Origin of the sequence: Amycolatopsis sp. EV170708-02-1 (assembly GCF_022479115.1) — a bacterium.
In the GTDB taxonomy this organism is placed as follows: Bacteria; Actinomycetota; Actinomycetes; order Mycobacteriales; family Pseudonocardiaceae; genus Amycolatopsis.
Window position 1 is genome coordinate 8,803,720 of the sequence record NZ_CP092497.1, and the last position, 22,872, is coordinate 8,826,591.

The window sequence follows — 22,872 nt, forward strand, 5'->3', positions numbered from 1 at the left end:
TTCAGTTCTCCTCCGGCAGATGGGCCGCGGTGATCTCCGTGGCGACCGTCCAGCCGAGCGTCAGGTACAACTCGCGCCCCTCCTCCGTCGCGACCAGGACCGCTCGCTCCGCCCCGGCGGCGACCGCCACCTCGTCGAGCCTGCGCATGACGAACCGGCCGAGCCCTCGCCGCCGGTGCTCGGGCTCCGTCACCACCTGATCGATCACCGCCGTGCCGCCGGCTATCGCGACCCGGCCGGTGGCCGCGCGCGAACCGTCGGGCGCGCGCACCACGACATCGGTGACGACGCCGTCGCCGACCAGCTCCGCCCGGTACGGCTCCGGCGCGGCCATGACGGGCCGCACCGCGATCGGGGCGCTCATCAGGTACTCCGGCGGGCCGACCTCCCACTCGGGCGGCACCGTCTTCGCCACTTCCTCACGTGAACCGCTCACCTTCAACCACGTTCCGGGCTCGGACAGCGAACGCGCCCGGCTCGCGACCGATCCGGTGCCGGCCAGCACATAGCGCACGCGGTGCCCGGGGCGCCCGACGTCGAGCCGGTAACCGTCCGGCTCGGCGACGGGGACACCGACGCCGCGGGAGAGCGCCCAGCCGTGCACCCATGCCTTGATCAGCCCTGCCACCCCAGTCATCGTCAGAGGATGACATCCCGCACCGACAATTCCGGGCGTCCCGCCGGGCCTGCGAGGATGGGGCCGTGGCCGACGACGAGCGCGAACAGGTGTGGAGTGCGACCGTCGATCATCTGCGCACGATGATCGACTCGGGCAGGCTCCCCGCCGGGTCGAGACTGCCCGCCGAACGGGCGCTCTGCGAGCAGCTCGGGATCAGCCGCGGTTCGCTGCGGCAGGCGTTGCGGGTGCTGGACTCCATCGGGTACGTGCAGGTGCGGCCGGGTTCGGGCACCTACGTCCGCGAGAACCTCGCCGAACAGCCGCTGCGCGGTTGGTTCTCCGAACACGAGCAGCTGGTCGAAAAGCTCTTCGACCTGCGGACCACCGTCGAGCCGACACTGGCCGAGCGGCTCGCGCTCGACCACACGCCGCGCGTGCTCGCCCGGCTGGAAAGCACCGTCGACGAGATGGACCAGGCCGCCGCCGACGGCGACATGCTGCGCGTGATCGCGGCCGACGCCGAATTCCACCGGGTGATCGCGGGCAACGCCGGGAACGACGACGTCACCGATCTGCTGCGTTCGGTGCTCTCGCTGGTCGGCGAGGAGCGGCGGGCGGCGTTGCGGCTTCCGGGGCAGATCCGCAAGGCCGTCGACGAACATCGCGCGATCCTCGAAGCGATCCGCCGGTCCGACGCGGCGGCCGCGCGGGAGATCACCTTGCGGCATCTGCTCGACGCCAAGACCTACGTCCACGACTACACGACCGGGGATTGACGCTTTCTTGATGGCGCGATCGCCCTCGCGCGAGTATTGTTTTCAGAAGTTTGTGAAACTTCTGACGGGGGTGTGCGGTGGAGAAGGTCCGGTTCACCGAAGAGAAGGCGACGATGCTCGCCACGCTGTACGGCCGGGCGCTCGACGCCCGCGGCGAGCGGCCGATCCTCGGCGACAAGGCCGCGGACGAGGCCGTCAAGCAGATCGACTACGACTTCGCCTCGCTCGGCGTGAACGCCGACATGGGGCTGACCGTCGCGCTGCGGGCCAAGCCGATGGACGACTGGGCCGCGTCGTTCCTCCGGGCGCATCCGGACGCGACCGTCGTCCAGCTCGGCTGCGGGATGGACAGCCGCGTGTACCGCGTCGACCCGCCGCCCACGGTGCGGTGGTTCGACGTCGACTACCCCGAGGTCGTCGACCTGCGCGCCCGGATCTACCCCGAACGGGACGGATACCGGACCATCGGCTCGTCCGTGACGGACTTCGGCTGGCTCGACGAGATCCCGTCGGACAAACCCGGTCTCGTGATCGCGGAGGGGCTGACGATGTACCTGCGGCCGTCCGAAGGCGAGGAATTGCTGCGGCGGCTGATCGCGCATTTCCCGCAGGGCGGCGAAATGGTCTTCGACATCTTCAGCAGGCTGGGGATCAAACTGCAGAAGTTGAATCCCGTGGTCCGCAAAGCCAACGCGACGCTGTACTGGGGCATCGACGAGATCTCCGAATTGGAACGGCTCGGGCTGACGCTGTTGTCGAAGCTCGACTCGACGGACTACGCGACGCCTGAGGTGAAGGACCGGCTTTCCGGGTCGATGCGGGCGCAGTTGTGGTTCGCGGGACTGTTCCCGGCGTTCAAGAAGATGGGGCGGATCCTGCGGTTCCGGTTCTGAAGGCCTCACGGCTCGTGAGTGGCAAGGACGGTTAGAACCGTCCTTGCCACTCACGAGGCGTTCAGCGCGACTCCAGCACCCGCTCCACGAACCGGTGCAGCTTCTCCTCCAGCCGGAAGACGCGTTCTTCGAGCGACAGCGTTTCCGCCGGCTGCGGCACGTCCGACTTCAGTTCACCGCGGATGTACTGGCTGCACGCCAGATTCGCGCACGCGTAGATGCCGAGCGTGTTGCCCTCGCGGCCGAGTTTCCCGGCGCGGCGGCCGGAGAACAGCGCGATGTCGGAAAGCGGATGTGTCGTCGTGCACAGGCCGCACATGTTGCTGAGCAGCACACGGCCCTTCGGCCGGGGCGCGGCGCGGAGGGACAACCCGACGGTTTCCCCGCGGTACGGCAGCACGAGATACGCCCTCGCGGCGGCCTTCGGATCGCGCCAGCCGAGGAATTCCCTTTTCTCCCAAGGGATCTCTTCGGGCCGGGCGGGCAGCGTGACCCCCTTGGCCTCGCCTCGGGTGCAGTTCACGAAGGACGCCCTGATCTCGTCCTGGCCCAGCGGTTCCATACCCGCACGGTAACCACCGCGCCCGGGAACTGGCGAACCGTTTTCCGCCGGAGGTCATACGATCACCGGGTGCGCGGGAAGACGATGTCGAGCCGGTTCCGGCTGGTGCTCAGGACCAGTCTCGGCTTCGCCGCGCTCGGCGTCGGGTCCAGTGTGTGCGGCGCCGGTGTGGTGGCGTTGCTGCTGCTCCTGCAGGGCCTCCCGAGCGAGGTCGGCGACCGCGGCTGGATCCTCGGCGTCACCGCGGCCGGGATCGTCGCGCTGTCGCTGATCGTCGGCACCTTGTGGACGGCGTGGCTGCAGCGGCGCACGGCGGTCTGGTTCGTTTTCGGCCGCCCGCCGACGAAGGCCGAGGCCGCGCGGGCGCTCCGGCTCCCGGTCGACATGGGGATCGTGAGCGGGACGCTCTGGCTGATCGGCACGATCGTGCTCGGGTCACTCGCGCGGGTGCTCGGGTCCTGGATGGACGCGCTCGGGATGGCGCTGGTCATCGGGCTCGGCGGGCTGACCACGGTCGGCCTCACCTATCTCGCCGCCGAATGGGTGGCCCGGCCGGTGATGACGATCGCGCTCAAGGTGACCCCGCCGAAGGGGAGGCTCAAGGTCACCGTGCTGACCAGGGTGGTCGTCACCTGGTCGCTGGCGAGCGGCGTCCCGTTCCTCGGCGTGCTGCTGGTGGCCACGCCGCCGGATCTCGGCCAGGGCGACCACGTCGCGAGCCTGATCATGATCTCGGTGATCGGGCTGGGCGTCGGCGCGATCGGGACGGCGCTGCTCGCGAAGGCCGTCGCGACCCCGCTGCACCGTCTGCGGAGAGCGCTCGACGAGATCGCCCGCGGCAACAAGGAGGTCGTGGTCGAGGTCGACGACTCCAGCGAGATCGGCCTGCTGCAGACGTCGGTCAACGACCTCGCCGCCGGGCTGCGCGAGCAGGAACGGATGCGGGACCTCTTCGGCAGGCACGTCGGCGACGAGGTCGCCCGGCACGCGCTCGAGTACGGCGCCTCCCTTTCGGGTGACGTGCGCGAGGTGACGGCGCTGTTCGTCGACGTCGTCGATTCGACGGCCTTGGCGAGCCGCACCCCGCCCGAAGACCTGGTGAAGATGCTCAACCGGTTCTTCACCAGCGTGGTGCACGCGGTCGGGGCCAGGGGCGGGCTGGTCAACAAGTTCCAGGGCGACGCCGCGCTCTGCGTCTTCGGCGCCCCGACCCGGCTCGCGGACGCGCCGACGGCCGCGCTTTCGGCCGCGCGGGCGATCCGGGACGCCGTCCAGGAGACCGGCGAGCTCGACCTCGGCATCGGGGTCGCGAGCGGCCGGGTCTTCGCCGGTCAGCTGGGCACCAGCAGCCGGTTCGAGTACACCGTCATCGGCGACGCGGTGAACGAGGCCGCGCGCCTGACCGAGTACGCGAAAGCCGCCGACGGCCGGATCCTGGCGAGCGAAGCGGTGCTCAAAGCGGCCTTGGAGAGCGAGCGCTCGCACTGGGAGCCGTACGCGGAGCTGGAGCTGCGCGGGCGTCAGGAACCGACGCACGCCTGGGCGGCGCTCAGCCAGGAATGACGTCCGGCCAGCGCAGCACCGTCGAACCCCAGGTCAGCCCGGCCCGAAGGCCCCCATCACGACGCGGTGCCCCGGCTGGAGCGCCCCGTCCTTGGCCGCGTCGGCCAGGGCGATCGGGATCGACGCGGCGCTCGTGTTGCCCACCTTCTCGATGTTCGAATACATCACGTCCTCCGCGAGCCCGAGCTGCTTCGCGCAGGTCTGCAGGATGCGGATGTTCGCCTGGTGCCCGATGAACCGGTCGACGTCCCCGATCATCCAGCCCGCGGAATCCAGTACCGCGCGCGCCGACTGGACCATCCGGGCGCAGGCGTGGCGGAAGACGGTCTGGCCCTGCATCACCAGATAGTGGTCACGCGGGTCGTCCGAACGGCGGTTCTTCGCGCCTCCCGCCTCGACCCAGAGCAGTTCGGCGAGTTCGCCTTCGCTGTGCAGGTCGAACGGGCCGAGGGCGCCGAGTTCGCCGGGGTCGCCCGCGCGCAGCAGGACGGCGCCCGCGCCGTCGCCGAAGATCGGCACCGTGCCGCGGTCTTCCGGGTCGATGAGCGAGGTGAAGACGTCGGCGCCGATCACCAGCACCCGCTGCGCGATCCCGGCGGCGATCAGCCCGGCGCCGGTGGCGAGCCCGTAGACGAACCCGCTGCACACGGCGTTGACGTCGAAGGCGGCGACACCGTTCAGCCCGAGCTTCGTCGCGACCTGCGGCGCGCTGGCCGGGCACAGCTGGTCCGCCGTCGACGTCGCGAGCACGACCGCGTCCGCCTCGGTCTCCCCGGCCGAGGCCAGCGCCCTCCGCCCCGCCTCGACGGCGAGATCCACAGTGGACGTCCCGGGATCGACGACCCGGCGCTCGGCGATGCCGGTGCGCGAGCGGATCCACTCATCGGAGGTGTCCAGCCGCTGGGCGATCTCCTCGTTGCCCACCACGCGCGGAGGCAGCCAAGAGCCGAGACCGGCGAGAACGGCCGCCTGAGATGAGGGCACCAAGAAATCCTTTCGCGGGGGAAATGAGAGGTCTGCCATTCACTTGTAAGCGCTACCATTCAGTAGACCCGTCAGTTGTGTTCCGGGTCACAATTCAAAGAATTCTCACTTTCGCGGCGGCGTGACCCACGCCGCGTGGCGCCACGATCGGAGAACGGGCGCCGGGCGGAGCCGTCCGGATAGCCTGACCTGGTGCACACACCCGACCTCGACCGCCTTGACGTCGCCATCCTCGCCTGCCTGCAGTCCGACGCCCGCACGATCGCCGAGCACATCGGCGCGAAGGTGGGCCTGTCGGCGGCGGCCGTGCAGCGGCGGATCAAGCGGCTGCGCGAGGCCGGGGTGATCGAACGCGAGGTCGCGGTGCTGTCGCCGGCGGCGCTCGGGCTGTCGATGACGTTCGTGGTGATGGTCGAGATGGAACGGGAGAACCTCGCGGTGCTCGACGGGTTCCGCCGTCAGGTGCTCGCGGACGACAACGTCCAGCAGTGCTACTACGTCACCGGCAACGCGGACTTCGTGCTCGTGGTGACCTGCCGGGACATGGCGGATTTCGAGACGTTCACGCGGCGGATGTTCTTCGACAACCCGAACGTGCGGCACTTCACGACGTCGGTGGCGATGGACCGGGTCAAGACCGGGCTGTCCCTGCCGCTGGAGCCCTGAGGGGGCTGAAGGACGCTTTCCCCGCGTCTCATGCGACGAAAGCGTCCTTCACCGCATCGCATGCGACGAAAGCGTCCTTCAGCCCCCCGATCCAAAGAGGACTGTCCGCCGTCACCACGGGTATCGGCCCGAACGCAAGGGGTCTGTGCCCGGCGTTACACCACTATGGACATATGCAGCCGATAGCGTGAACGTGGCGACAGTCGCGTCATCCGGCCCGTGTCCGGCCATCTCCTCCCCGAGACGAAAAGTTCGCGCCGCGCGAACCACGAGAGCACTGAGGAGTGGCCGTGCACACCGACGCAATTCACCAGAGCCAGTTCGTTCTGCTGAACAACAGCAGCACGCCCGTTCTCTCCCGCCTGTCCTTCCACGCCGGCGAACCGTTCGCGGTCACCGTGTCGTTCCGGACCGAGCGCGGCCGGTGGGTCGAGTGGACCTTCGCGCGTGAGCTGCTCGTCACCGGTCTCACCGACCCCGCCGGGCTCGGCGACGTCCGCGTCCGCCCCGACCTCTCCGAGGACGAGGCGATGCTGACGCTCGAAATCGAGTCACCCGACGGCTATGCGTCGTTCGAGCTGGAGCGCGAGGACGTGGAGACGTTCCTCGAGTCCACTTACGAGCTGGTCCCGCTCGGCTCCGAGAGCGAGCACTTCGACGTCGAAGCGCTGATCGAGGAGATCAGCAACGTCTGAAAACTTTCCCGCGGCACGAAAACGAAGGGCGGCCCGAGTGCGCTGGAGGCACTCGGTCCGCCCTTCGTCCTTTTCAGGATCAGCCGAGGACCAGGGAGGTCCCGGTCGCGGACAACGCCGGCCGGACCGGGAAGAAGTAGGTCACCGAGCTGTTCCCGCCGGACAACATGCCCTGGGCCTGGTTGCCCGCGATGAACGAGCCGCCGGAGTCGCCCGCCTGCGAGCGGACGTTGGTGGCGGTCATGCCGTAGACCGTGCCCTCGGCGTAGCGGACGGTCTGGTTCTTGGCGCCGACGGTGCCGCAGGTCCAGCCGGTGGTCGAACCCGACTTGCAGACCGAAGCACCGGTGGCGGCCTCGCTCGAACCGCTCACCCGGGTGCCGTTGTTGATGACCCCGCGCGGCGTCCAGTTGCTGTTGACCCGGACGTGGCCGTAGTCGTTACCGGGGAAGCTCGCGCGGGCGAACGAGCCCATCGAGACCCGGTTGTAACCGGTCACCGTGCCCGGGCCGCAGTGCCCGGCGGTGAGGAAGCCGCCGTTGACCGAGAAGCCGATCGAGCACCGCGAAGAGCTGTTGATGTAGTAGGCGTCCCCACCGCGGACGTCGTATTTCAGGGTCGGCACCGAAGTGGTCTCGACCACCGCGACGGCGGCCTTGTCCACCTTGGCCTTCTCCAGGTACGAGTCGACGACGCCGCTCTTGCCCGGCAGGACGTTCACCGTCACCCGGTTGGTTTTGGTGTCCACGCCCCAGCCGGTGATCGCGCCGTCCGCCGCGCGTTCACTCGCGTTCAGTCTGTCCACAGTGGAGTCGAGCTGGGCGGCCGAGAAGCGGACCAGTTCGGCTTCCGCGCCACTGGCGAGCACCTGGCCGAGTTTCGCCGCGTCCGTGACACCGACGCGGAGCTTGCCGGTGGCCTCGTTGTAGCTCGCGCCGCCGAAGCTGCCGGCGAGCGCCGAGGCGAGTGCCTGTTCGAGCGTGCCGGCGGCGGTCTCGCTCTGGATCCGGGCGAGTGCCTGGCCGGCGGTCAGGCCGAGGTCCCGTTGCAGGGCGGGGACCATCTCGGCGTTGAGCAGGGTGTCCGAAGATGCTGAGGTCGCTGCCGCGGGGTACCCGTGACGAGCGCGCCGGTGGCCAGTGCTGCCGTGGCGGCCACACCGAGGAGCTTCGTGATCTTCATGCTTCTCCCTCGTCATCACGCACGGCTCCGGTTCGCCATGCGATAGCCCTCCCCTGACGGGTGAGGGTTCTGGACTCCGGGGAAGCCCGCAATCCGGGTCGGCGCGGGATAGGTATACCCATTCTTCGGCAGCCGAATCCCCTGCTCCACGGGCGGCCACCTAGAGCAGGCACCCGGACGGACACGTCCGTAAGTAGGGTTTCGAGCAAATACCTTGCGTAGTCATTGCCACCCCCTGAACGTGGGATGAATCGCCGAATCGGGTTGGTGGCCGACGTTTCGGGTGTCCGGTGATTTTCCAACCGATGATCCGTCAGGCAACCGGTGACGCTGCGTCCGCGAACGGCCTCAGGGGGTGCCCGGGGTGTCCGTGTTGGGTGGTTTACGACCCGGTAGGCAGTGCTTAGGCTCCGCAGGACAACGCACAAGATCGTGTCGGGCTCAGCGGGAACTCCCCACCGAGGAGCGCATGATGTGGCTTGCCACCCCTCGCCCGACCTCGGTTTCGGTCCGCGCCGGATCGACGGCATTAGTGGGCCGCGACGTCGAGGTCTCGGCGATCGTGAAGATCCTGCTGCGCCGTCCCGCCGCCGTGCTGATCGAAGGCGAACCCGGGATGGGCCGCAGCAGGCTGCTCGAAGAGCTGGCCGGACGCCGCGAGTTCGCGGCCGCCCGCGTGCTTTCGGGTGCCTGCCAGCCGATGCGCGAACCGTTCCCGTTCGGGCCGCTGCTCGAAGCGCTGCGGTCGGCGGGCGACCGGCCGCTCGGGCCGCTCAGCCCGGTGGCCGGGGTGCTGAGACCCTTGCTGCCCGAACTGGCGGAAAGCCTTCCGCCCCAACCGGAACCGCTCGCCGACCCGTGCGCCGAACGCCACCGCCAGTTCCGCGCCGTCCGTGAACTCCTGATCGCCTGCGGGCCCACGCTCGTCCTGATCGACGACCTCCAGTGGGCCGACGAAGGCACCCGTGACCTCTTGCGTTTCCTCGCCGCCGCGATGCCCGCCGAGCTCGCCGTCGTCGCGGCCTACCGGACCGGTTCCCCGTCCGGGCACGGTGCGGGGATCCCGTTCCGCACCCCGCCGAACGTCCAGACCGCCCGCGTGACGCTGGGCCCGCTCGATCTCGACGCCGTCGGGAAGCTCGCGGAGGAACTGCTGGACCTGCCGAGGGTTTCCGCGTCGTTCACCGCGAAGCTCCACGAAAGCACCGCCGGGATCCCGTTCGTGGTCGAGGAGACCCTGCGGGCATTGCGGGACGCGGCGGGGCGGCTGCCGATCGGTGAAGTGCTGGGCGACCGGCTGCTGGAAAGCCTCGAAGTCCCGATCTCCCTGCGCGAGGCCATCACCGAACGGCTCGACGCGCTGCCCGGCCCCGCCGTCCGGCTCGCCCGCGCCGCGGCGGTGCTCGCCGTCCCGTCCGAACCGGCGGTGATCGGCGAACTCGCCTGCCTCGACGGCGACGACCTCCGCACCGCCCTTTTGTCCACTTTGGATGGCGGTGTCCTCGGCGAACTCGGCGGCGACCGCTACGGTTTTCGGCATCCCTTGGCCCGCAAGGCCGTTTACGACACGATCAGCGGTCCGGAACGGACTCTGCTGCATTCGCGCGCCATCAAGGTGCTCGCCGAGCAGCCCGCCCCGCCGCTGACCCTGCTGGCGAACCATTCGCGTGCGGCGGGACGGACCGGGCAATGGCGCCACTACGCCGAAGCCGCCGCCGACGAGGCCATCGCCCGCGGCGACACCTCACGCGCCATCGACCTGCTCCAGTCCGTGCTGGCCGAGGCGGGGCTCGGCGAGGACGACATCGCCCGGCTGGCCACGAAACTCAGCCAGGTCGCGCTGCGCGGGTTCCGCCCGGACGTCATCGAGACACTGGAACGGATCCTCGAAGACCTCACCGAACTGCGGCCGAGCGTGCGCGGGACGATCCGCCTCAGCCTCGGGATGCTGCTGGTCCGCACGATCGGGCGGCTCGGCCGCGGCCGGGTCGAGGTGGAGAAGGCCATCACCGAACTGGTCGACGAGCCGGAGCTGGCCGCACGCGGGATCAACCTGCTCGCCCAGCCGATCGACGGGCTGACCCCCTTGTCCTGGCACGAGGTCTGGATGGATCGTGCCCGCGAGGTCTTCGACCGGATCGAAGACCCGGAGCTGCGGCTCGCCCTGCTCGGCGACCGGATCTCCACCCAGGCGCATATCGGCGACGGCTCGGCCTGGACCGAGTTCACCGAACTGGCCGAACAGGGCGGCGTAGCAGATGGGGTCGCCGAACGGGTCCAGCTGGCGCGGCTGTGGTGCAACCTCGCCGACGCGCAGTCCTGGGCAGGCCATCTGACCAGGGCGGAAAAGCTGGTCACGGAAGGGATCCGCCGCGCGACCGACGCCGGCGCGCTCTACGCCGCCGGCCTCGCGCAGGGCACCAGGGTCCGGCTCGACTGGGTGCGCGGCGACTGGTCCGGGCTCGCGGAGGCCACCGAGCAGCTCCGCGACGGCTACCCCGACCTCGGCCCGATCGTCATGGAATGCTCGCTCGTCCTCGGCGGGCTGGCCGCCGTACGCGGGGAATTCGCCGCCGCGCAACGACATCTGGCCGCGGCGAGCGTGCACGCCCCGGAACACGGGCCCATCCCGGTCGTCCTGTCGGCGGCGGGTGTGCTGATCCGGGTGCTCCTCGCCACGGACGACGTCGACGGGGCGTGCGCGGCGGCCGACAACGCCGTCGCGGCGGCCCGGCGCAAGGGCGTCTGGGTGTGGGCGGCGGCGCTGGTCCCCGCCGCGGCCGAGGCCTACACGCGCGCCGGACGCTGGTCGGAGGCGGACGCCGTGGTGGAGGAATTCGCCCGCGGGATCGACGGCAAGGATTCGCCGGTCTCCCGGGTCGCGCTGCTCGCCGGCCGGGCGATCCTGCTCGACGCCCGCGGCAAACATCCCGCCGCGGCAACGGTTTTCGACGAGGCCGCGGCCGGTTACGAAGCCCTGCCGATGCCGTATCAGGCCATCGGCGCCCGCGAGCGGGCGGCGCTGTGCCGCCTGACCGCCGGCCGCCTCGACGCGGGCCGTCTCACCGCGGGCGACCGCAAGGCGATCGAGGAGCTCGCGGCGGCCGCGGAGGCCTACGAGCGGCTCGGCGCGACCAGGGACGCCGGCCGCTGCCGCCATCTGCTGCGGGAACACGGCGCGTGGGCGCCCTCTCAGCGCGGGCGGCGTGGCTACGGACAGGAGCTCTCGCCCCGTGAACTGGAGGTCGCGCGGATGCTTTCCGACGGCCGGACGAACCGGGAGATAGCGGACGGATTGTTCCTTTCCCCGCGTACCGTGGAACAGCACGTCGCCAAGGTCCTGCGGAAACTCGGGGCCCGTTCGCGGACGGACGTGGCCCGCCGGATGACGAATTACGCGCCGGCGGCGGCCGACCGGTAACGTCCCGGTGAACGGCCGTTATTCCTTTAGGGGCAAGAAAAGTGCCCGATCGGGCATGGTGATCCATTCCATCGGGTTCAGCGGTGTACGTATGGTTTCGTAGGTTCATGCGCTGTGCTAGTTTGTTTTGGTCATTAACAAAGTCGGGGCCCGACCCCGTGAGGGAGTAGCGCAGAAGCATGGCTGAGCGAGCCGATTTCGCGCTGGGGACGGTCGAGGCGACAGTGGTCGGGCGGGCGCTTGGCGTCGATGCCCGCTTGTTTCCCTTGCGCGTCCAGAACACTTCGATCGACCCGGAGCGCTACGCCGCGATCGTCCGGAAGGTCTATACCGATCTCGAACAGCGCCGCCTGTCGGTCAACGGCGAGCTGAACCAGGCCGTCCGCACCGCGTTCGCGCTGCTGGCGAACCACCGGATCACCGTTTCGATCAACGGTATCGACGGCCTCGGCCAGGACATCGCCGTCCTCGCCCTCACCGACGGCAGGCAGGCGCTCGGCATCACGCAGGCCCACGGCGAAGACCTCCTGCAGTTCGCGCTCTTCTCCGACGAAGAGCTGGTCGAGGTCCTCTCCGGCGTGCTGCCGCGGATGCGCCCCGCGTCGACCGGCCGCCGCACGATCGTGCAGAAGGAGGAGCGCGCCGTCTCCGCGATGACCGCGCGCCGCCAGGCCGAAGCCGAGTTCGACGAGGAGGAGACCGACGCGTTCGGCAACCTCCAGTTCACCGGCGTCGTCCGCGCCCGGCCGGAAGCGCCGTCGCCGCGCAACGACGAGAGCGACGTCGAGGTCTTGGAGAAGGTGCTGTCCGGGCCCCGCCTCGGCGGCGGGTACATCATCGTGAGCGGGATCGGCCGCCGCGGCGAACGGCTCCGGTCCACACCGTTGAGCTGGCTCGACACCGAAGACGGCCGGTACCTGGTCTGGACCGAGACCGACGAAGCCTCCGGTGCCGTGATCGGTCACTACGACCCGGCGAGCCAGTCGGGCGTGGCGAATTCGATCCGGGACGCCATCGCGGACATCTACTGACCCTTCCCGAATCCGGCGAGAGGACCCTCCGTTGACCGAGGAAGCACAAGAAGCGCAGCCGTTGATGGCGGCACGCAAGGTGGCGTTCGCGAGCGCGCGGCTGAAGGACATGGCCAAGCAGGGCGGCTTCGCCGTCGACGAGACCACCGGCAAAGAGATGATCCGTTCGCTCCAAGGAGTGATCGACAGCCTTGAAGAGCGCTGGAGCGCGCTGACGAAGCTGCAGAAGTCGCCGGCGATGAGCTCCACCGCGACCGCCCGCTGGGTTTCCGAGCACATGCACGGCACCGCGACCGACGCGCAGGGCCTGCTCACCCAGCTCCAGGCCGCCCGTGCCGAGTTCCCGACCTACATCGAGGCGATCGAACTCGCCCAGCGGAACTACCGGGAACGCGACACCCAGAACCAGCGCGACCTGAAGCAGATCGACACCGAGATCTGAAGGAGAGACCCGTGACCGAATCCGAGGAGAAGACGGCGAAGGTCTCCGACCCGAACTCGCCCGACTACGACAAGCTCGACCCGCACTACGACCCGACGGCCGACTCGTCGTCCGATTACTACGTCGGGCCGCTGGCGGACGAGGCCGCCTCCGGTGACGAGATCCGGGCCGGGGCCTCTGCCGGGACGGACGCCATCTTCAACATCCTCGGCTGGGGGAACACGCCGCTCGTCCTCGTGAAGGACCAGTTCACGCAGAAGATGTACGAGGCGCAGCTGGAGAAGGCGCGCGAAGGTCTCGACAAGAACCTGGACCTCCGCAAACCCGGCGAGCCGCCGTCCACGGTCTGGGCGAACGCCACCCACGAGCAGATGCAGACCGCGATCGCGGACAACGCGGATCCGGCCGCGGTGGGCGAGACCTCCGAAGAGTGGATCCGGGCGGGCAACGACCTGGCCTCGCATCAGCGCAACCTGGCGAAGGCGATCAGCGCGAGCACGGCCAACTGGGAGGGCGAGGGCGGCGACGCGGCCCGCGAGCACCTCGCCGGTGTCGGCAAATGGCTCGGCTCGACCGCGAACGGCGCGACACTGGCCGGGCGGCAGCAGCAGATCCACTCGCAGACGCTCAACGAGACGCAGAAGCTGATGGCGGCGAACCCGCCGGTGGCGTTCAACGTGCAGGAGGCCAACGCCAACCTGCAGAAGATCACCGACCCGTATGTGTACATGGCGCAGCTCGGCAAGGATCTCACCACCTTCAAGAAGCAGCAGGACGCGCGGGACCAGGCCGCGAAGGTGATGACCGAATTCGACACCACGGTCGGCGCGGCGATCGCCACCCCGGCGTTCCCCGCCCCGCCGAAGCTGGCGACGGCGACCAGGCAGCTGCAAGGGAGCCCCGCCGGTGGTGGCGCGGGTTCGCCCGCCGGCACGCTTCGCGACCGGATGGCACCCGAAGGCGCCGACGGCACCCCGTTCACCGCGGCCTCGGACCGTACGCGCCCGGACGGCCTCGTCGCTTCGATGGACGGGACGCCGCAGGGCGGGACCGGCGGCCCCGGCGGTGTGTCGCCGTTCAGCTCGCCGAACGGCGGACCGGGCGGCGGTCCCGGTGGTGGACCGGGTGGCGGTCCGGGCGGCTTCCCCGGCGGTGGCGGTCCCGGCGGCCCGGGCTCCAGCCCGGCCATGCCCAACATGCCCACCATCCCGAACGGGCCGACCGGCGGCGAGACCTACAAACCCGCCGCGTCTTCGGGCCCCAACCTCCCGAACATGCCCAAGATCGACGACAGCACGCGCACCACGGGCTACACGCCCCCGTCCGTTTCGCCGCCGCCGTTCACCCCGCCGAACATGCCGCCGATCCCGGAGAGCGGCGGACCGCGGCCCGGCAACGGCCTTCCGTTCACGCCACCGAGCCTCCCCATCCCGAACGGGCCCAACAGCGGCGGGCCGAGGCCGGTCATGCCGAACATCCCGCCGATCCCGCGGCCCGGCGGTATCGGTGAGCGGCTCACCGGCCCCTCGTTCCCCGACGGCAACTCGTACAAGGGCACTCCGTACAACGCGCCCAAACTCGGCATGCCGAACATCCCCGGCGGTGGCGGTACCGGCGGGACCAGTGGCTTCGGCGGCGGCACCGGTGCGGGTGGCGCCGGCGGTGCGGGCGGTGGCGGTCTCGGCGGCGCCGGACGGGCGACCGGCTCGCTCGGCATGGGCGGCGCCGTCGGCGCGGGCGCGATGGACGCCGAGGCGGCCGCGGCCCGTGCGGCGGGCTCCGGCGGCAAGCCGGGCACCCCCGGCGGCATGGGCCCGATGGGCGGCATGGCCCCCGGCGCGGGCAAGGGGCAGGGCCAGGAGGACAAGGAGCACAAGGTCGCCGACTACGTCGAATCCGACGACCCGTCCTTCTTCGCCGCCGACGAGGTCGTGGCGCCGCCGGTGATCGGCGACTGGAAGAACAAGGACTGGAAGTGACGGCTTCGTTCGAGGTCGATCCGGACGACCTGACCGCGCACGCGAGCCATCTCGAAGGGCTCGTGGACCGGCTGAACACGGCGCACGCCGCGACCGGTTCGGCGATGTCGTCGGACGCGTACGGCCTGCTGTGCGCGTTCCTGCCGCCGATCGTCAACCCGGCGGGCGAACGCGCGGCGGAGACGATCAAGGCGGCCGTGGAAGGGATCCAGTCGACGGCCGACAACGTCCGCACCGCGGCCAAGTCCTATGTAGACGGTGACAAGACCAACGCGGAACCGTTCAAGGCGGACTTCCCGGCCTTGGACATCGGAGGAAAGCAGTGACCGGCGCGAACGAACTCGGCGAGCTCATGCTGGACCCGGACGAGGCCCAGCGCAAAATGGAGCGATGGGCCGCGGGGCTGGAAGAGAAGGCCCAGCGTTACGCGGCCGCCCAGGAGCGGACGGAGCAGCTCCGGCTGACCGCGTCCAGCTCCGACGGCGCCGTGAAGATCACCGTCGGGGCGGACGGCGGCGTGACGGACATCGAGTTCGGGAACAAGGCCAGGACGTACCCGCTGGAGGAACTGTCGCGGGCCATCCTGCAGACCATGCACCAGGCGCAGGCCGGGATCGCGGGCCAGGTCGCCGAGGTCATGCAGGAATCGCTCGGCGACGAGGACCAGGAGACCAGGGCGCTGATGATCGGCACCCTGCGCAGCCGCTTCCCCGAGATCGAGGAGGAAGAGCCACCTGCTCCGCCGCCCGCACCGCCGGCGTCCGCGACCGACGCTCCGCCTCCGCCGCAGGCCCCTCGCGAACGGCGTCACGAAGCGCCGGACGACGAGGAGAACTCGCCCTGGTAACCCCTCGTGAGTGGTAAGGACGGTTCTAACCGTCCTTACCACTCACGAGGCGTCAGGCGGCCGCGAGCGAGACGACGCGGTTCCGCCCGCTGTTCTTCGCCTGGTAGAGCGCGGAATCGGCGACGTGCAGCAGCCGTTCCAGCACGGTCCCGCCCGACGGGTACACCGCGACGCCGATCGACACCGAAAGCCCGCGCACGACCCGGGGCCCTGAAGCGGTCGCGACCTCGACCTCGATCGCCATCACCGCGCGGCGGACGCGCTCGGCCACGGGGAGCACCTCGCTCTCCGTCGCGCCGGGAAGCAGCACGACGAACTCCTCACCGCCGAAGCGGCCGACGGAGTCGTAGTCGCGTACGTGCTCGGAGATCGTCTTCGCGACGACCTTGAGCACGACGTCGCCCGCGAGATGCCCGTAGACGTCGTTGACCTGCTTGAAATGGTCGAGGTCGAGCATCAGCACGCCGAGTTTGCGTTTCGCCCTCGCCGCCGACGAAAGCTCGCGTTCGCTCAGCGCGTGCCACGCGTGCGCGTTCAGGACGCCGGTCTTGCGGTCGATGCTCGCCGCGATCTCCAGCTGCCGCACCAGCACGCTGCGGTGCAGCACCAGCACCGGGAGCAGCACGAACGGGACGAGCGCGGGCGCGTGCACGATGCCGAGCGCCGTCGAGGTGCCGAGCACCAGGGTGGTGACTTCCAGCAGGTTGTCGTCGCCGGTGCCGAACAGCGACCGCAGGGACCTGGCCCCGGTGTGCAGGTAGACCGAGAGCGCCACGATGAACGCGTTGGCCACGGTGAACACGGCCGCCGCCTCGACGATCTTCAGCGAGCCGGCGAACCCCGCGGGCAGCCCGTTCCAGCCGGAGACGATGGCCCCCGCGGCCAGGCAGGAGATCACGATCGCCGCCGCGCAGTACACGACGCGGTAGGCCGGGCGGTGGCTCATCCCCCGCCACACCCGGAGCCAAAGATGCAGGTAGATGAGCAATCCGAGGGCGAGCGCGAGCCCGGACGGCAGGACGAGCACCCCCGCGAACGTCCACACCGAAGTCATGTTGATATGCGGCCGGTCGCACAGCGTGCGGCGCAACCGTTCCACCGAACGCGAAAGCTCGGCCTGCAGGACGGCGAGGCCGAGCAGTGATCCAAATCGGACGAATTCCGTAGTCTCGTAGTTCGATCGGAGCAAGGCGATTACCGCGGCCGCCGCCGCGAGGCCTTCCACCACAAGGAAAACCGCGGGCACACCGCGTGGTCCGGACCATAATTCCCAGCGTCGGACCCTGGCTCTCAGACGTGTACCGGCCCCTTCTCCGGCGAGTTCCACATCCCCCATAATCATCGTCACCGGTCCCCCTTCCGTACACATTTCAATGTATCCGAGGTAGTACTGAGGGTGGCTCGAGTCATTTCCGGAACACACAGATGGAGCAGTGGGAGGGAGGACCATCATGAACGGTCGCGAGGACTGATCCCACCAATTCAGCCGGTTCGGCTCCCGGCCGGGAGCCATACATCGGGGCCGGTGGCGATGGCGCGTTTCCACGCCATCGCCATCGGTCCCGCCGAGACGACGGCCACCGTCGCGGCCACCCCGACGGCCACGAACGGACCGGTCAGCTGGGCGAGGCCGCCCGCGAGCATGATCCCGATTCCTTGCACGGTCACCAAACTCGTCGAGGTCAGCCCCATCACCTGCGCCCGGACGCCGTCCGGCACCGCGCGGGCCATCAACGCGACCGCCTGCAGGTGGTACGGCGCCGCGAAGGCCCCGCTGAGCGCGATCAGCGCGAGGCAGACGGGTAACGGAGGGCGAAAGAAGACAAAGACCAGAGGAACGACGGATGCGATGGCGAGAATGCCGACGATTCGCGTTTTCCGTCGCGCCGGAACCCATTTCGTGAAGATCCACGAACCTATTACCGAGCCGATCGGATCGGCCGCGAGAATAAGACCGACCGCGAAACTGCCCGCCCCCAGCCCGACGGCGAGCGGTGCCGCGAGCCCTTCCGGCGCGATGGCGAACCCGGCGAGCATCTTCAACCCGAAGAGCACCCGGATTCCCTTGCCCTGCCACAGTTCTCTGGCGCCTTCGCCACTGAAAGCCCGCGCCACACGGCTTTTCACCGAAGATTCCGTGGCGGCGGGCCTTCGGCGACGCACGCCGATGGACACGAGCAACGCCGAGACCACAAAGGTCACCGCGTCGATCACCAGGCCCCAGTAGGGCGTCACGAGCCCGATCACCAGTCCGCCACCGCCGAATCCGGCCAGCTGTGCCGTTTGGATGGTGATCGTCCGGACCGCGAGCCCGGCGATGTACCGGTCGCCTTCGAGGACGTCCGGGAGCAACGCGAGCTGCGCCGCCCGGAACGGGCCGCCCGCCGTCGTCAGGATCACCAGCAGCCCGGCCAGCACCGGCAACGGCACCCCCGGGACGGCCATCAGCGCCGCGATCGCCGCGCGCAGCAGATCGCAGACGATCATCACCGTCCGTCGCGGATACCGGTCCGCCAATCCGGCGAACAGGGTGCCGCCGATCAGCGTCGGCAGATACGTCAGGCCGTAGGTGAGCCCGGTCAGCCCCGCCGACGTCGTTCTTTCCCAGACCAGCACCGACAACGCGACCCTGGCCAGCTGGTCACCGGCCTGCGAAAGCGCCTCGGCCGCCCACAACGCACGGAACTCGCCGACCGCGAAAGCGGCTTTGAACGCGGTGCTCCGAGCGGGATCCCCCTTCTCCATGAGCCCCTCCCCTTGGCTCACGGTAGTCGATCACTTCCGCTGTGTCAGCGGCCATCCGGCCCACGACGACCGTCAGTGTCCACTATGGACACTGACGACACTGTGGATCGACCGGCTCGCGTGCTCCACCGCGGCCAGCGCGAACGCCCGGACGAGCGGATGCGGCCGGGTCCCGTCGCCGGCGAGTTCCGGCTGGAACAGCGTCGCCAGGAAGAACGGGTGCTCCGGAAGTTCCGCGATCCGCGCGTCGCCATCGTCGTCGAATCCACTGAAGACCACCCCGTTCGCCGCCAAGGTGTCCAGGTGCCGGGCGTCGAGACCGTACGAACAGTGGTATCGCTCGACGGAACGCGCCGCTCCGAGAACCCGTGCGGCCAGGGTGTCCGGCGTGAGGTGGACGGCGCCCTCGTGCCCGACGAGCGAACAGGCGAGCGGGACGATCAACCGCTCGGCCGAATCCGGCTCGTTCTCCGCGTGCCCGATCCCGCCGAGACCGCAGACGTTCCGCGCGAACTCCAGCAGCGCGTGCTGGAAACCGGCGCACGTGCCGAGGAACGGGATGCCGTTCTCACGCGCGGCACGCACGGTCTCGACCGCACCGGATTCGGAGCGATAAGGACTGCCGGGCACCAGCCAGACGGCGTCGAAACCGGTGAGGTCCCCGGCGGCGTCCGTCGGGATCCAATAGGCGTCGAGTTCGAGGCCGTCGCGTTCGGCGAGCCGCTCGAAGAGCGTCGGGATGCGGACATGGGAGCGGACGCCGTCCGATCGGTCGCCGACCAGGGCGACCCGGGCTGTCTGTGTCATGCGGCCATCCTGACCCGCGAACCGAGTTCAGCGCCAACGATGATCCCTGCTGCTCCCATAAGCGATACTGATGGGCATGGAGACCCATCTGCTCCGCACCTTCGTGGCGGTGGCCCGCGGCGGCTCGTTCTCGCAAGCGGCTCGCGACCTCGGCTACACGCAATCCGCGATCTCCCAGCACATCGCCGCGCTCGAACACGACCTCGGCACCGAGCTGCTCACCCGGCGTCCTGTCGCCCCGACCCGGGCCGGGGAACGTCTCCTCGAACACGCCGGTCCGCTGCTGACCCGGCTCGACGCCGCCCGAGCGGACCTCGCCCGGCTCACCGCGGCCCCCACCGGACGGGTCGTCCTCGGGCTCACCCCGCTGTCGCTCACCGCCGAAGTCGCCACCGCCGCGCGTCGTGGCACCGAATTGCGTGTCCTGGGCCGTGAAGACGTCCTGACGGAGGTCGCGACGGGATCACTCGACCTCGGCCTCGTCGACGGCATGACCGCGCCGAGCGATCCGCTCCCGCTGCCGGACGTCGGCCCGCTCACCACCACCGTCGTCGGTGAACGCCCGCTCGCGGTCGCGGTACCCGACGGCCATCCGATGGCGGGGCGGACGGTCCGGCTCGCCGAACTCGCCGACGCGGCGTGGATCGACGCGCCGGATACGGCGATTCCCTTGGCACGCTTGAGAAAGTTCGCCTCGACCGACGGATTCCGCGGCCGGCTGCGCTATACCGGGACCGACGTCCGCGGGCTGCTCGGCCTGGTCGCCGCCGGTCAGGGGCTGGCCCTGCTCCCGGCAGACGTGATCACCGGCGTGAGCGCGCTTTCCCTGTCCTCACCGCGGGTGGTGCACCGCACCGAACTCGTGCACGGCGATCCCGGCGAGGGCTCCGCGCTGGCCGCCACACTGACCGGTCAGCGGCCGTAACTCACCATTCCCTGCGCCATCTCCATCGCCAGGGAACTCGCCACGACGGGGTCCATCATGTTCCGGATGTCCTGCGTGACCTTTTCGCGCGAGCCGAGGTCGGCACGCGGCTGCTCCGGCGGCCTGGTCTCGGCGGGCGGGAGGGCGACGACCCGTTCCTTGGCGGGCTTCTTCTTCGTCGCGGGCGCTTGCTCCTTCACGGTGACCGGGACATAAACGGTCACCGGGGCGGCCTGCGGCGCGGGCGCCGCGACCGGCGGGGCCGCCTGCTGGGTCACCACGGCGGGCGACGGCTGCTCGGGCAAGGCGGTGTCGTCGACCGGCTGGAAGGTGAAGGTGCCGGCGAACCAGCCGATCGCGAGCAGCGCCACCCCCGCTCCGCCGACCAGCCAGGACCGGGCGCGGCGATGGATGACGACGGCCTTGGGGCGCAGATCCTTGTCCACCACCGGTTCGCAGACCGGGGGCCGCACCGGCATCGGCTCGGGCTCGGGTTCGTTCTCCGGGCTGCGCCGCCGTTTCGGCAGGCTCGCGGCGATGATCCCGGTCCGGTCCAGCAACTCCGCCGTCTCGACGGAGAGCGCGGCATCGGTCGGCGTACGGCGCTGGGCGGCGCGCGGCATGGGGACCTCCGGAAGGGGAATCACGAACTTGAGCATTGTGGTGCATTTCCGACGCCGCCGTAAGTAACGCACCCCGATCGAGTTATCCCGAGCCGTCCGGACCACGGAGGGTTACTCCGTTCAGTGGCTTCCGGTTTCTCAGAGATTCCGCATTCCCCAGCGCCCCAACAGCGCCAGCGGCCGCTGGTAAAAGGAGCCGAGCACGCGGGGAATCGCGTCGATGGCGTACGCGTCCGGACCGATCAGGATCCGCGCCGTCCCCCGTTCGATACCACGGACGATGGTCTGCGCGGCCTTCTCCGGCGTCGTCCTCGCGATCTTTTCGAAGCCCTCGGCGGCTTTGTCGATGTCCCGCTCGACGCCGCCCCGCGCGTCACGGGCGATATTCGTCTTGATACCACCGGGATGCACGCAGCTGACCTTGACCGGATGCCGGGCGATCAGCATTTCCTGCCGCAGCGCCTCGGTGAACCCGCGCACCGCGAATTTCGCGGCGTTGTAAGCGCTCTGTGTGGGCACGCCGATGAAACCGAACACACTCGAAAGGTTGACGATGTGCCCGTCACCCGAAGCGATCACCTGGGGCAGAAACGCTTTCGTGCCGTTGACCACACCACCGAGATTGATCCCCATCAGCCAGTCGTAGTCGTCCCAGGTCATTTCCTCGACCGTGGCGCCGAGCGCGACCCCGGCGTTGTTCACCACGACGTTGGCACCACCGAAATCGACGGCGACCTCCTCGGCGTGCGCGAGAACGGCGTCACGGTCGGCGACGTCGAGCTCGTACGCCTTCGCGGTCGCGCCCGCCTTCTCGCATTCCGCGACGGTGCCCGCCGCACGGACGACGTCGACGTCGGAGAGCGCCAGCCGGGCGCCCCGCCCCGCCAGCTCGATCGCGAGCGCCCTGCCGATTCCCGAGCCCGCGCCCGTGATCACCACGACCTTGTCCGTGAACGACTTCATACCCGCTCCCAACCCACTCGACTGTTACCGGAGGTAACACATACTACGGCTGTGAGCTTGCTGTGCGTTGATCGATTCGGGCTGTGTTCGCCCCCCGCTTATGGTGATCTGTAACCGACGGCCGTGGACGAGCGAAAGGAAGGCGATGCGCCGCGCCCTGTTGCTCGTGCTCTGTGTCGTTCTGTCCGGTTGCTCCGCCGTGCCGGAGCCCGCGCCGGCCGAAGACGGCGCCGCCGCGACGGTGGCGGCCACCCCTTCGGCACCGCGGACCAATCCCGCGATCGGCGCGCTCTTCCTGGACGGAACGCATTTCTGCACGGCCAGCGTCGTCCACAGCGCTCCTGGAGACCTCCTGCTCACGGCGGCGCATTGCCTGCACGACGGCGAAGGCGGCGAGTACGCGACGGGGATCTCGTTCGCGCCCGGCTACCACGACGGTATCGCGCCGTACGGCTACTGGGAGGTCTCGGATCCGCAGGTTCCCGACGGCTGGGCCGATTCCTCCGATCCCGACCTGGACGTCGGGTTCGCGACCGCCCGTCAGACCGGCAACCCCAAGACCCTCGAAAGCGTCACGGGCGCCAACACCCTGCTGACCGGTGGCGGTTTCGCCCACCCGATCACCCTGACCGGGTATCCCGACGAACGGGAGGCGCCGGTCGTCTGCCACGGCACCAGCGCGCAGGCCGACACCTATCAGATGCGCGTCGCGTGCCCCGGCTTCACGACCGGGACCAGCGGCGGGCCGTGGGTCGTCGACCCCGACCCGAAGACCGAACTCGGCACCGTCGTCGGCGTGATCGGCGGCTACCTGTACGGCGGGGACGATCCGGACACGTCGTACAGCAGTTACTTCGACACCGACGTCGCCACCTTGTACCGGAAGATGGACGCACGGGGATGATCTCCCCATGAGCATCCACGACGTCCCGATCACCGGTGAACCGATCCGCCTCGGCCAGTTCCTCAAACTGGCCAACCTGGCCGAAGACGGATCGCACGCCAAAGACCTCCTCGACGCCGAAGAGGTCACGGTCAACGGCGAGGTCGAGGTCCGGCGCGGCCGCCAGCTGACGAACGGCGACGTCGTGGAGGTCGGCGGCGAAGGCGGCCGCGTCGTCCTGGGCTAGCGGGCTGAAGGGGACTTTC

General features: G+C 69.6%; 21 protein-coding genes and 2 pseudogenes. 14 read left to right on the forward strand and 9 right to left on the reverse strand.

Annotated elements, in window-relative coordinates; all coding sequences use genetic code 11:
• Window position 1: 1 nt before the first annotated feature.
• Window positions 2–628: a GNAT family N-acetyltransferase gene (locus MJQ72_RS40320; RefSeq protein ID WP_240601544.1), complete on the reverse strand. Its 627-nt coding sequence runs from the start codon at window positions 626–628 to the stop codon at window positions 2–4.
• A 74-nt stretch (window positions 629–702) separates the two neighbouring features.
• On the opposite strand from MJQ72_RS40320, the gene MJQ72_RS40325 reads away from it, so the two are divergent.
• Window positions 703–1,395 carry a FadR/GntR family transcriptional regulator gene (locus MJQ72_RS40325; RefSeq protein WP_240596136.1) on the forward strand — a complete coding sequence of 231 codons (693 nt, stop codon included), beginning with the start codon at window positions 703–705 and terminating at the stop codon, window positions 1,393–1,395.
• A 77-nt stretch (window positions 1,396–1,472) separates the two neighbouring features.
• Window positions 1,473–2,288, forward strand: a complete 816-nt coding sequence (locus MJQ72_RS40330) for a class I SAM-dependent methyltransferase (protein ID WP_240596137.1) — start codon at window positions 1,473–1,475, stop codon at window positions 2,286–2,288.
• Between the two features lie 61 nt (window positions 2,289–2,349).
• On the opposite strand, the gene MJQ72_RS40335 is transcribed toward MJQ72_RS40330, so the two are convergent.
• A complete protein-coding gene (locus MJQ72_RS40335) occupies window positions 2,350–2,850 on the reverse strand; it encodes an FBP domain-containing protein (RefSeq protein WP_016330740.1) in 501 nt (166 codons plus the stop codon).
• Window positions 2,851–2,934: 84 nt separating this feature from the next.
• Here MJQ72_RS40335 and MJQ72_RS40340 point away from each other — a divergent pair, with 84 nt between their 5' ends.
• Complete coding sequence (locus MJQ72_RS40340) at window positions 2,935–4,413, forward strand: adenylate/guanylate cyclase domain-containing protein (RefSeq protein WP_240601545.1); 1,479 nt, start codon at window positions 2,935–2,937, stop codon at window positions 4,411–4,413.
• Here MJQ72_RS40340 and MJQ72_RS40345 read toward each other — a convergent pair.
• Window positions 4,400–5,436 (reverse strand): annotated as a pseudogene (locus MJQ72_RS40345) (beta-ketoacyl-ACP synthase III). The gene MJQ72_RS40340 and the pseudogene MJQ72_RS40345 sit on opposite strands and share 14 nt — an antisense overlap.
• Before the next feature lie 153 nt (window positions 5,437–5,589).
• Between MJQ72_RS40345 and MJQ72_RS40350 the strand changes: the two are divergent.
• Window positions 5,590–6,063: an Lrp/AsnC family transcriptional regulator gene (locus tag MJQ72_RS40350; protein ID WP_037333334.1), complete on the forward strand. Its 474-nt coding sequence runs from the start codon at window positions 5,590–5,592 to the stop codon at window positions 6,061–6,063.
• 290 nt (window positions 6,064–6,353) lie between these two features.
• On the forward strand, window positions 6,354–6,758 hold the full coding sequence (locus MJQ72_RS40355) for an SsgA family sporulation/cell division regulator (RefSeq protein WP_240596138.1): 405 nt from the start codon (window positions 6,354–6,356) through the stop codon (window positions 6,756–6,758).
• A 79-nt stretch (window positions 6,759–6,837) separates the two neighbouring features.
• Here the strand turns inward: MJQ72_RS40355 and MJQ72_RS40360 are convergent.
• Window positions 6,838–7,940 (reverse strand): annotated as a pseudogene (locus tag MJQ72_RS40360) (S1 family peptidase).
• Between the two features lie 472 nt (window positions 7,941–8,412).
• Between MJQ72_RS40360 and MJQ72_RS40365 the strand changes: the two are divergent.
• The 6 genes from MJQ72_RS40365 to MJQ72_RS40390 all read left to right on the forward strand — a co-directional run bounded on the left by MJQ72_RS40365 (window position 8,413) and on the right by MJQ72_RS40390 (window position 15,660).
• The gene (locus tag MJQ72_RS40365) at window positions 8,413–11,361 is read left to right on the forward strand and encodes an AAA family ATPase (protein ID WP_240601546.1); all 2,949 of its coding nucleotides are present in this window, start codon (window positions 8,413–8,415) and stop codon (window positions 11,359–11,361) included.
• Window positions 11,362–11,540: 179 nt separating this feature from the next.
• Window positions 11,541–12,392 carry an ESX secretion-associated protein EspG gene (locus MJQ72_RS40370; RefSeq protein ID WP_240596140.1) on the forward strand — a complete coding sequence of 284 codons (852 nt, stop codon included), beginning with the start codon at window positions 11,541–11,543 and terminating at the stop codon, window positions 12,390–12,392.
• A gap of 31 nt (window positions 12,393–12,423) precedes the next feature.
• Window positions 12,424–12,834: a hypothetical protein gene (locus MJQ72_RS40375; RefSeq protein ID WP_240596141.1), complete on the forward strand. Its 411-nt coding sequence runs from the start codon at window positions 12,424–12,426 to the stop codon at window positions 12,832–12,834.
• 11 nt (window positions 12,835–12,845) lie between these two features.
• Entirely contained in the window at window positions 12,846–14,813 is a 1,968-nt protein-coding gene (locus MJQ72_RS40380; RefSeq protein WP_240596142.1) for a hypothetical protein, read from the forward strand.
• Entirely contained in the window at window positions 14,810–15,139 is a 330-nt protein-coding gene (locus tag MJQ72_RS40385) for a type VII secretion target (RefSeq protein WP_240596143.1), read from the forward strand. The genes MJQ72_RS40380 and MJQ72_RS40385 overlap by 4 nt, the downstream gene beginning before the upstream one ends.
• Window positions 15,136–15,660, forward strand: coding sequence for a YbaB/EbfC family nucleoid-associated protein (locus MJQ72_RS40390; RefSeq protein WP_240596144.1), 525 nt, complete (start codon window positions 15,136–15,138; stop codon window positions 15,658–15,660). Before MJQ72_RS40385 ends, MJQ72_RS40390 begins: the two co-directional genes overlap by 4 nt.
• Before the next feature lie 52 nt (window positions 15,661–15,712).
• On the opposite strand, the gene MJQ72_RS40395 is transcribed toward MJQ72_RS40390, so the two are convergent.
• The 3 genes from MJQ72_RS40395 to MJQ72_RS40405 form a co-directional block, all read right to left on the reverse strand.
• Window positions 15,713–16,906 carry a diguanylate cyclase gene (locus MJQ72_RS40395; protein ID WP_240596145.1) on the reverse strand — a complete coding sequence of 398 codons (1,194 nt, stop codon included), beginning with the start codon at window positions 16,904–16,906 and terminating at the stop codon, window positions 15,713–15,715.
• Between the two features lie 236 nt (window positions 16,907–17,142).
• Window positions 17,143–18,405, reverse strand: coding sequence for an MFS transporter (locus tag MJQ72_RS40400; RefSeq protein WP_240596146.1), 1,263 nt, complete (start codon window positions 18,403–18,405; stop codon window positions 17,143–17,145).
• A gap of 72 nt (window positions 18,406–18,477) precedes the next feature.
• Complete coding sequence (locus tag MJQ72_RS40405) at window positions 18,478–19,212, reverse strand: glutamine amidotransferase-related protein (protein ID WP_240596147.1); 735 nt, start codon at window positions 19,210–19,212, stop codon at window positions 18,478–18,480.
• A 76-nt stretch (window positions 19,213–19,288) separates the two neighbouring features.
• Here MJQ72_RS40405 and MJQ72_RS40410 point away from each other — a divergent pair, with 76 nt between their 5' ends.
• A complete protein-coding gene (locus MJQ72_RS40410; protein WP_240596148.1) occupies window positions 19,289–20,137 on the forward strand; it encodes a LysR family transcriptional regulator in 849 nt (282 codons plus the stop codon).
• Here the strand turns inward: MJQ72_RS40410 and MJQ72_RS40415 are convergent.
• Window positions 20,125–20,760 carry a hypothetical protein gene (locus MJQ72_RS40415; RefSeq protein ID WP_240596149.1) on the reverse strand — a complete coding sequence of 212 codons (636 nt, stop codon included), beginning with the start codon at window positions 20,758–20,760 and terminating at the stop codon, window positions 20,125–20,127. The two genes, MJQ72_RS40410 and MJQ72_RS40415, sit on opposite strands and share 13 nt — an antisense overlap.
• Before the next feature lie 138 nt (window positions 20,761–20,898).
• Window positions 20,899–21,723, reverse strand: a complete 825-nt coding sequence (locus MJQ72_RS40420) for an SDR family oxidoreductase (RefSeq protein WP_240596150.1) — start codon at window positions 21,721–21,723, stop codon at window positions 20,899–20,901.
• Between the two features lie 145 nt (window positions 21,724–21,868).
• On the opposite strand from MJQ72_RS40420, the gene MJQ72_RS40425 reads away from it, so the two are divergent.
• Window positions 21,869–22,627 carry a serine protease gene (locus MJQ72_RS40425; RefSeq protein WP_240596151.1) on the forward strand — a complete coding sequence of 253 codons (759 nt, stop codon included), beginning with the start codon at window positions 21,869–21,871 and terminating at the stop codon, window positions 22,625–22,627.
• A gap of 7 nt (window positions 22,628–22,634) precedes the next feature.
• The gene (locus MJQ72_RS40430) at window positions 22,635–22,853 is read left to right on the forward strand and encodes an RNA-binding S4 domain-containing protein (protein WP_016330720.1); all 219 of its coding nucleotides are present in this window, start codon (window positions 22,635–22,637) and stop codon (window positions 22,851–22,853) included.
• Window positions 22,854–22,872 lie beyond the last annotated feature (19 nt).

Bases quoted from the DNA above. Each gene is read 5' to 3' on its own strand.
- MJQ72_RS40335 (WP_016330740.1), bottom strand. From the start codon at position 2,850: ATGGAACCGCTGGGCCAGGACGAGATCAGGGCGTCCTTCGTGAACTGC.
- MJQ72_RS40340 (WP_240601545.1), top strand. From the start codon at position 2,935: ATGTCGAGCCGGTTCCGGCTGGTGCTCAGGACCAGTCTCGGCTTCGCC.
- MJQ72_RS40365 (WP_240601546.1), top strand. From the start codon at position 8,413: ATGTGGCTTGCCACCCCTCGCCCGACCTCGGTTTCGGTCCGCGCCGGA.
- MJQ72_RS40370 (WP_240596140.1), top strand. From the start codon at position 11,541: ATGGCTGAGCGAGCCGATTTCGCGCTGGGGACGGTCGAGGCGACAGTG.
- MJQ72_RS40400 (WP_240596146.1), bottom strand. From the start codon at position 18,405: ATGGAGAAGGGGGATCCCGCTCGGAGCACCGCGTTCAAAGCCGCTTTC.
- MJQ72_RS40405 (WP_240596147.1), bottom strand. From the start codon at position 19,212: ATGACACAGACAGCCCGGGTCGCCCTGGTCGGCGACCGATCGGACGGC.
- MJQ72_RS40410 (WP_240596148.1), top strand. From the start codon at position 19,289: ATGGAGACCCATCTGCTCCGCACCTTCGTGGCGGTGGCCCGCGGCGGC.
- MJQ72_RS40415 (WP_240596149.1), bottom strand. From the start codon at position 20,760: ATGCCGCGCGCCGCCCAGCGCCGTACGCCGACCGATGCCGCGCTCTCC.
- MJQ72_RS40420 (WP_240596150.1), bottom strand. From the start codon at position 21,723: ATGAAGTCGTTCACGGACAAGGTCGTGGTGATCACGGGCGCGGGCTCG.
- MJQ72_RS40425 (WP_240596151.1), top strand. From the start codon at position 21,869: ATGCGCCGCGCCCTGTTGCTCGTGCTCTGTGTCGTTCTGTCCGGTTGC.
- MJQ72_RS40430 (WP_016330720.1), top strand. From the start codon at position 22,635: ATGAGCATCCACGACGTCCCGATCACCGGTGAACCGATCCGCCTCGGC.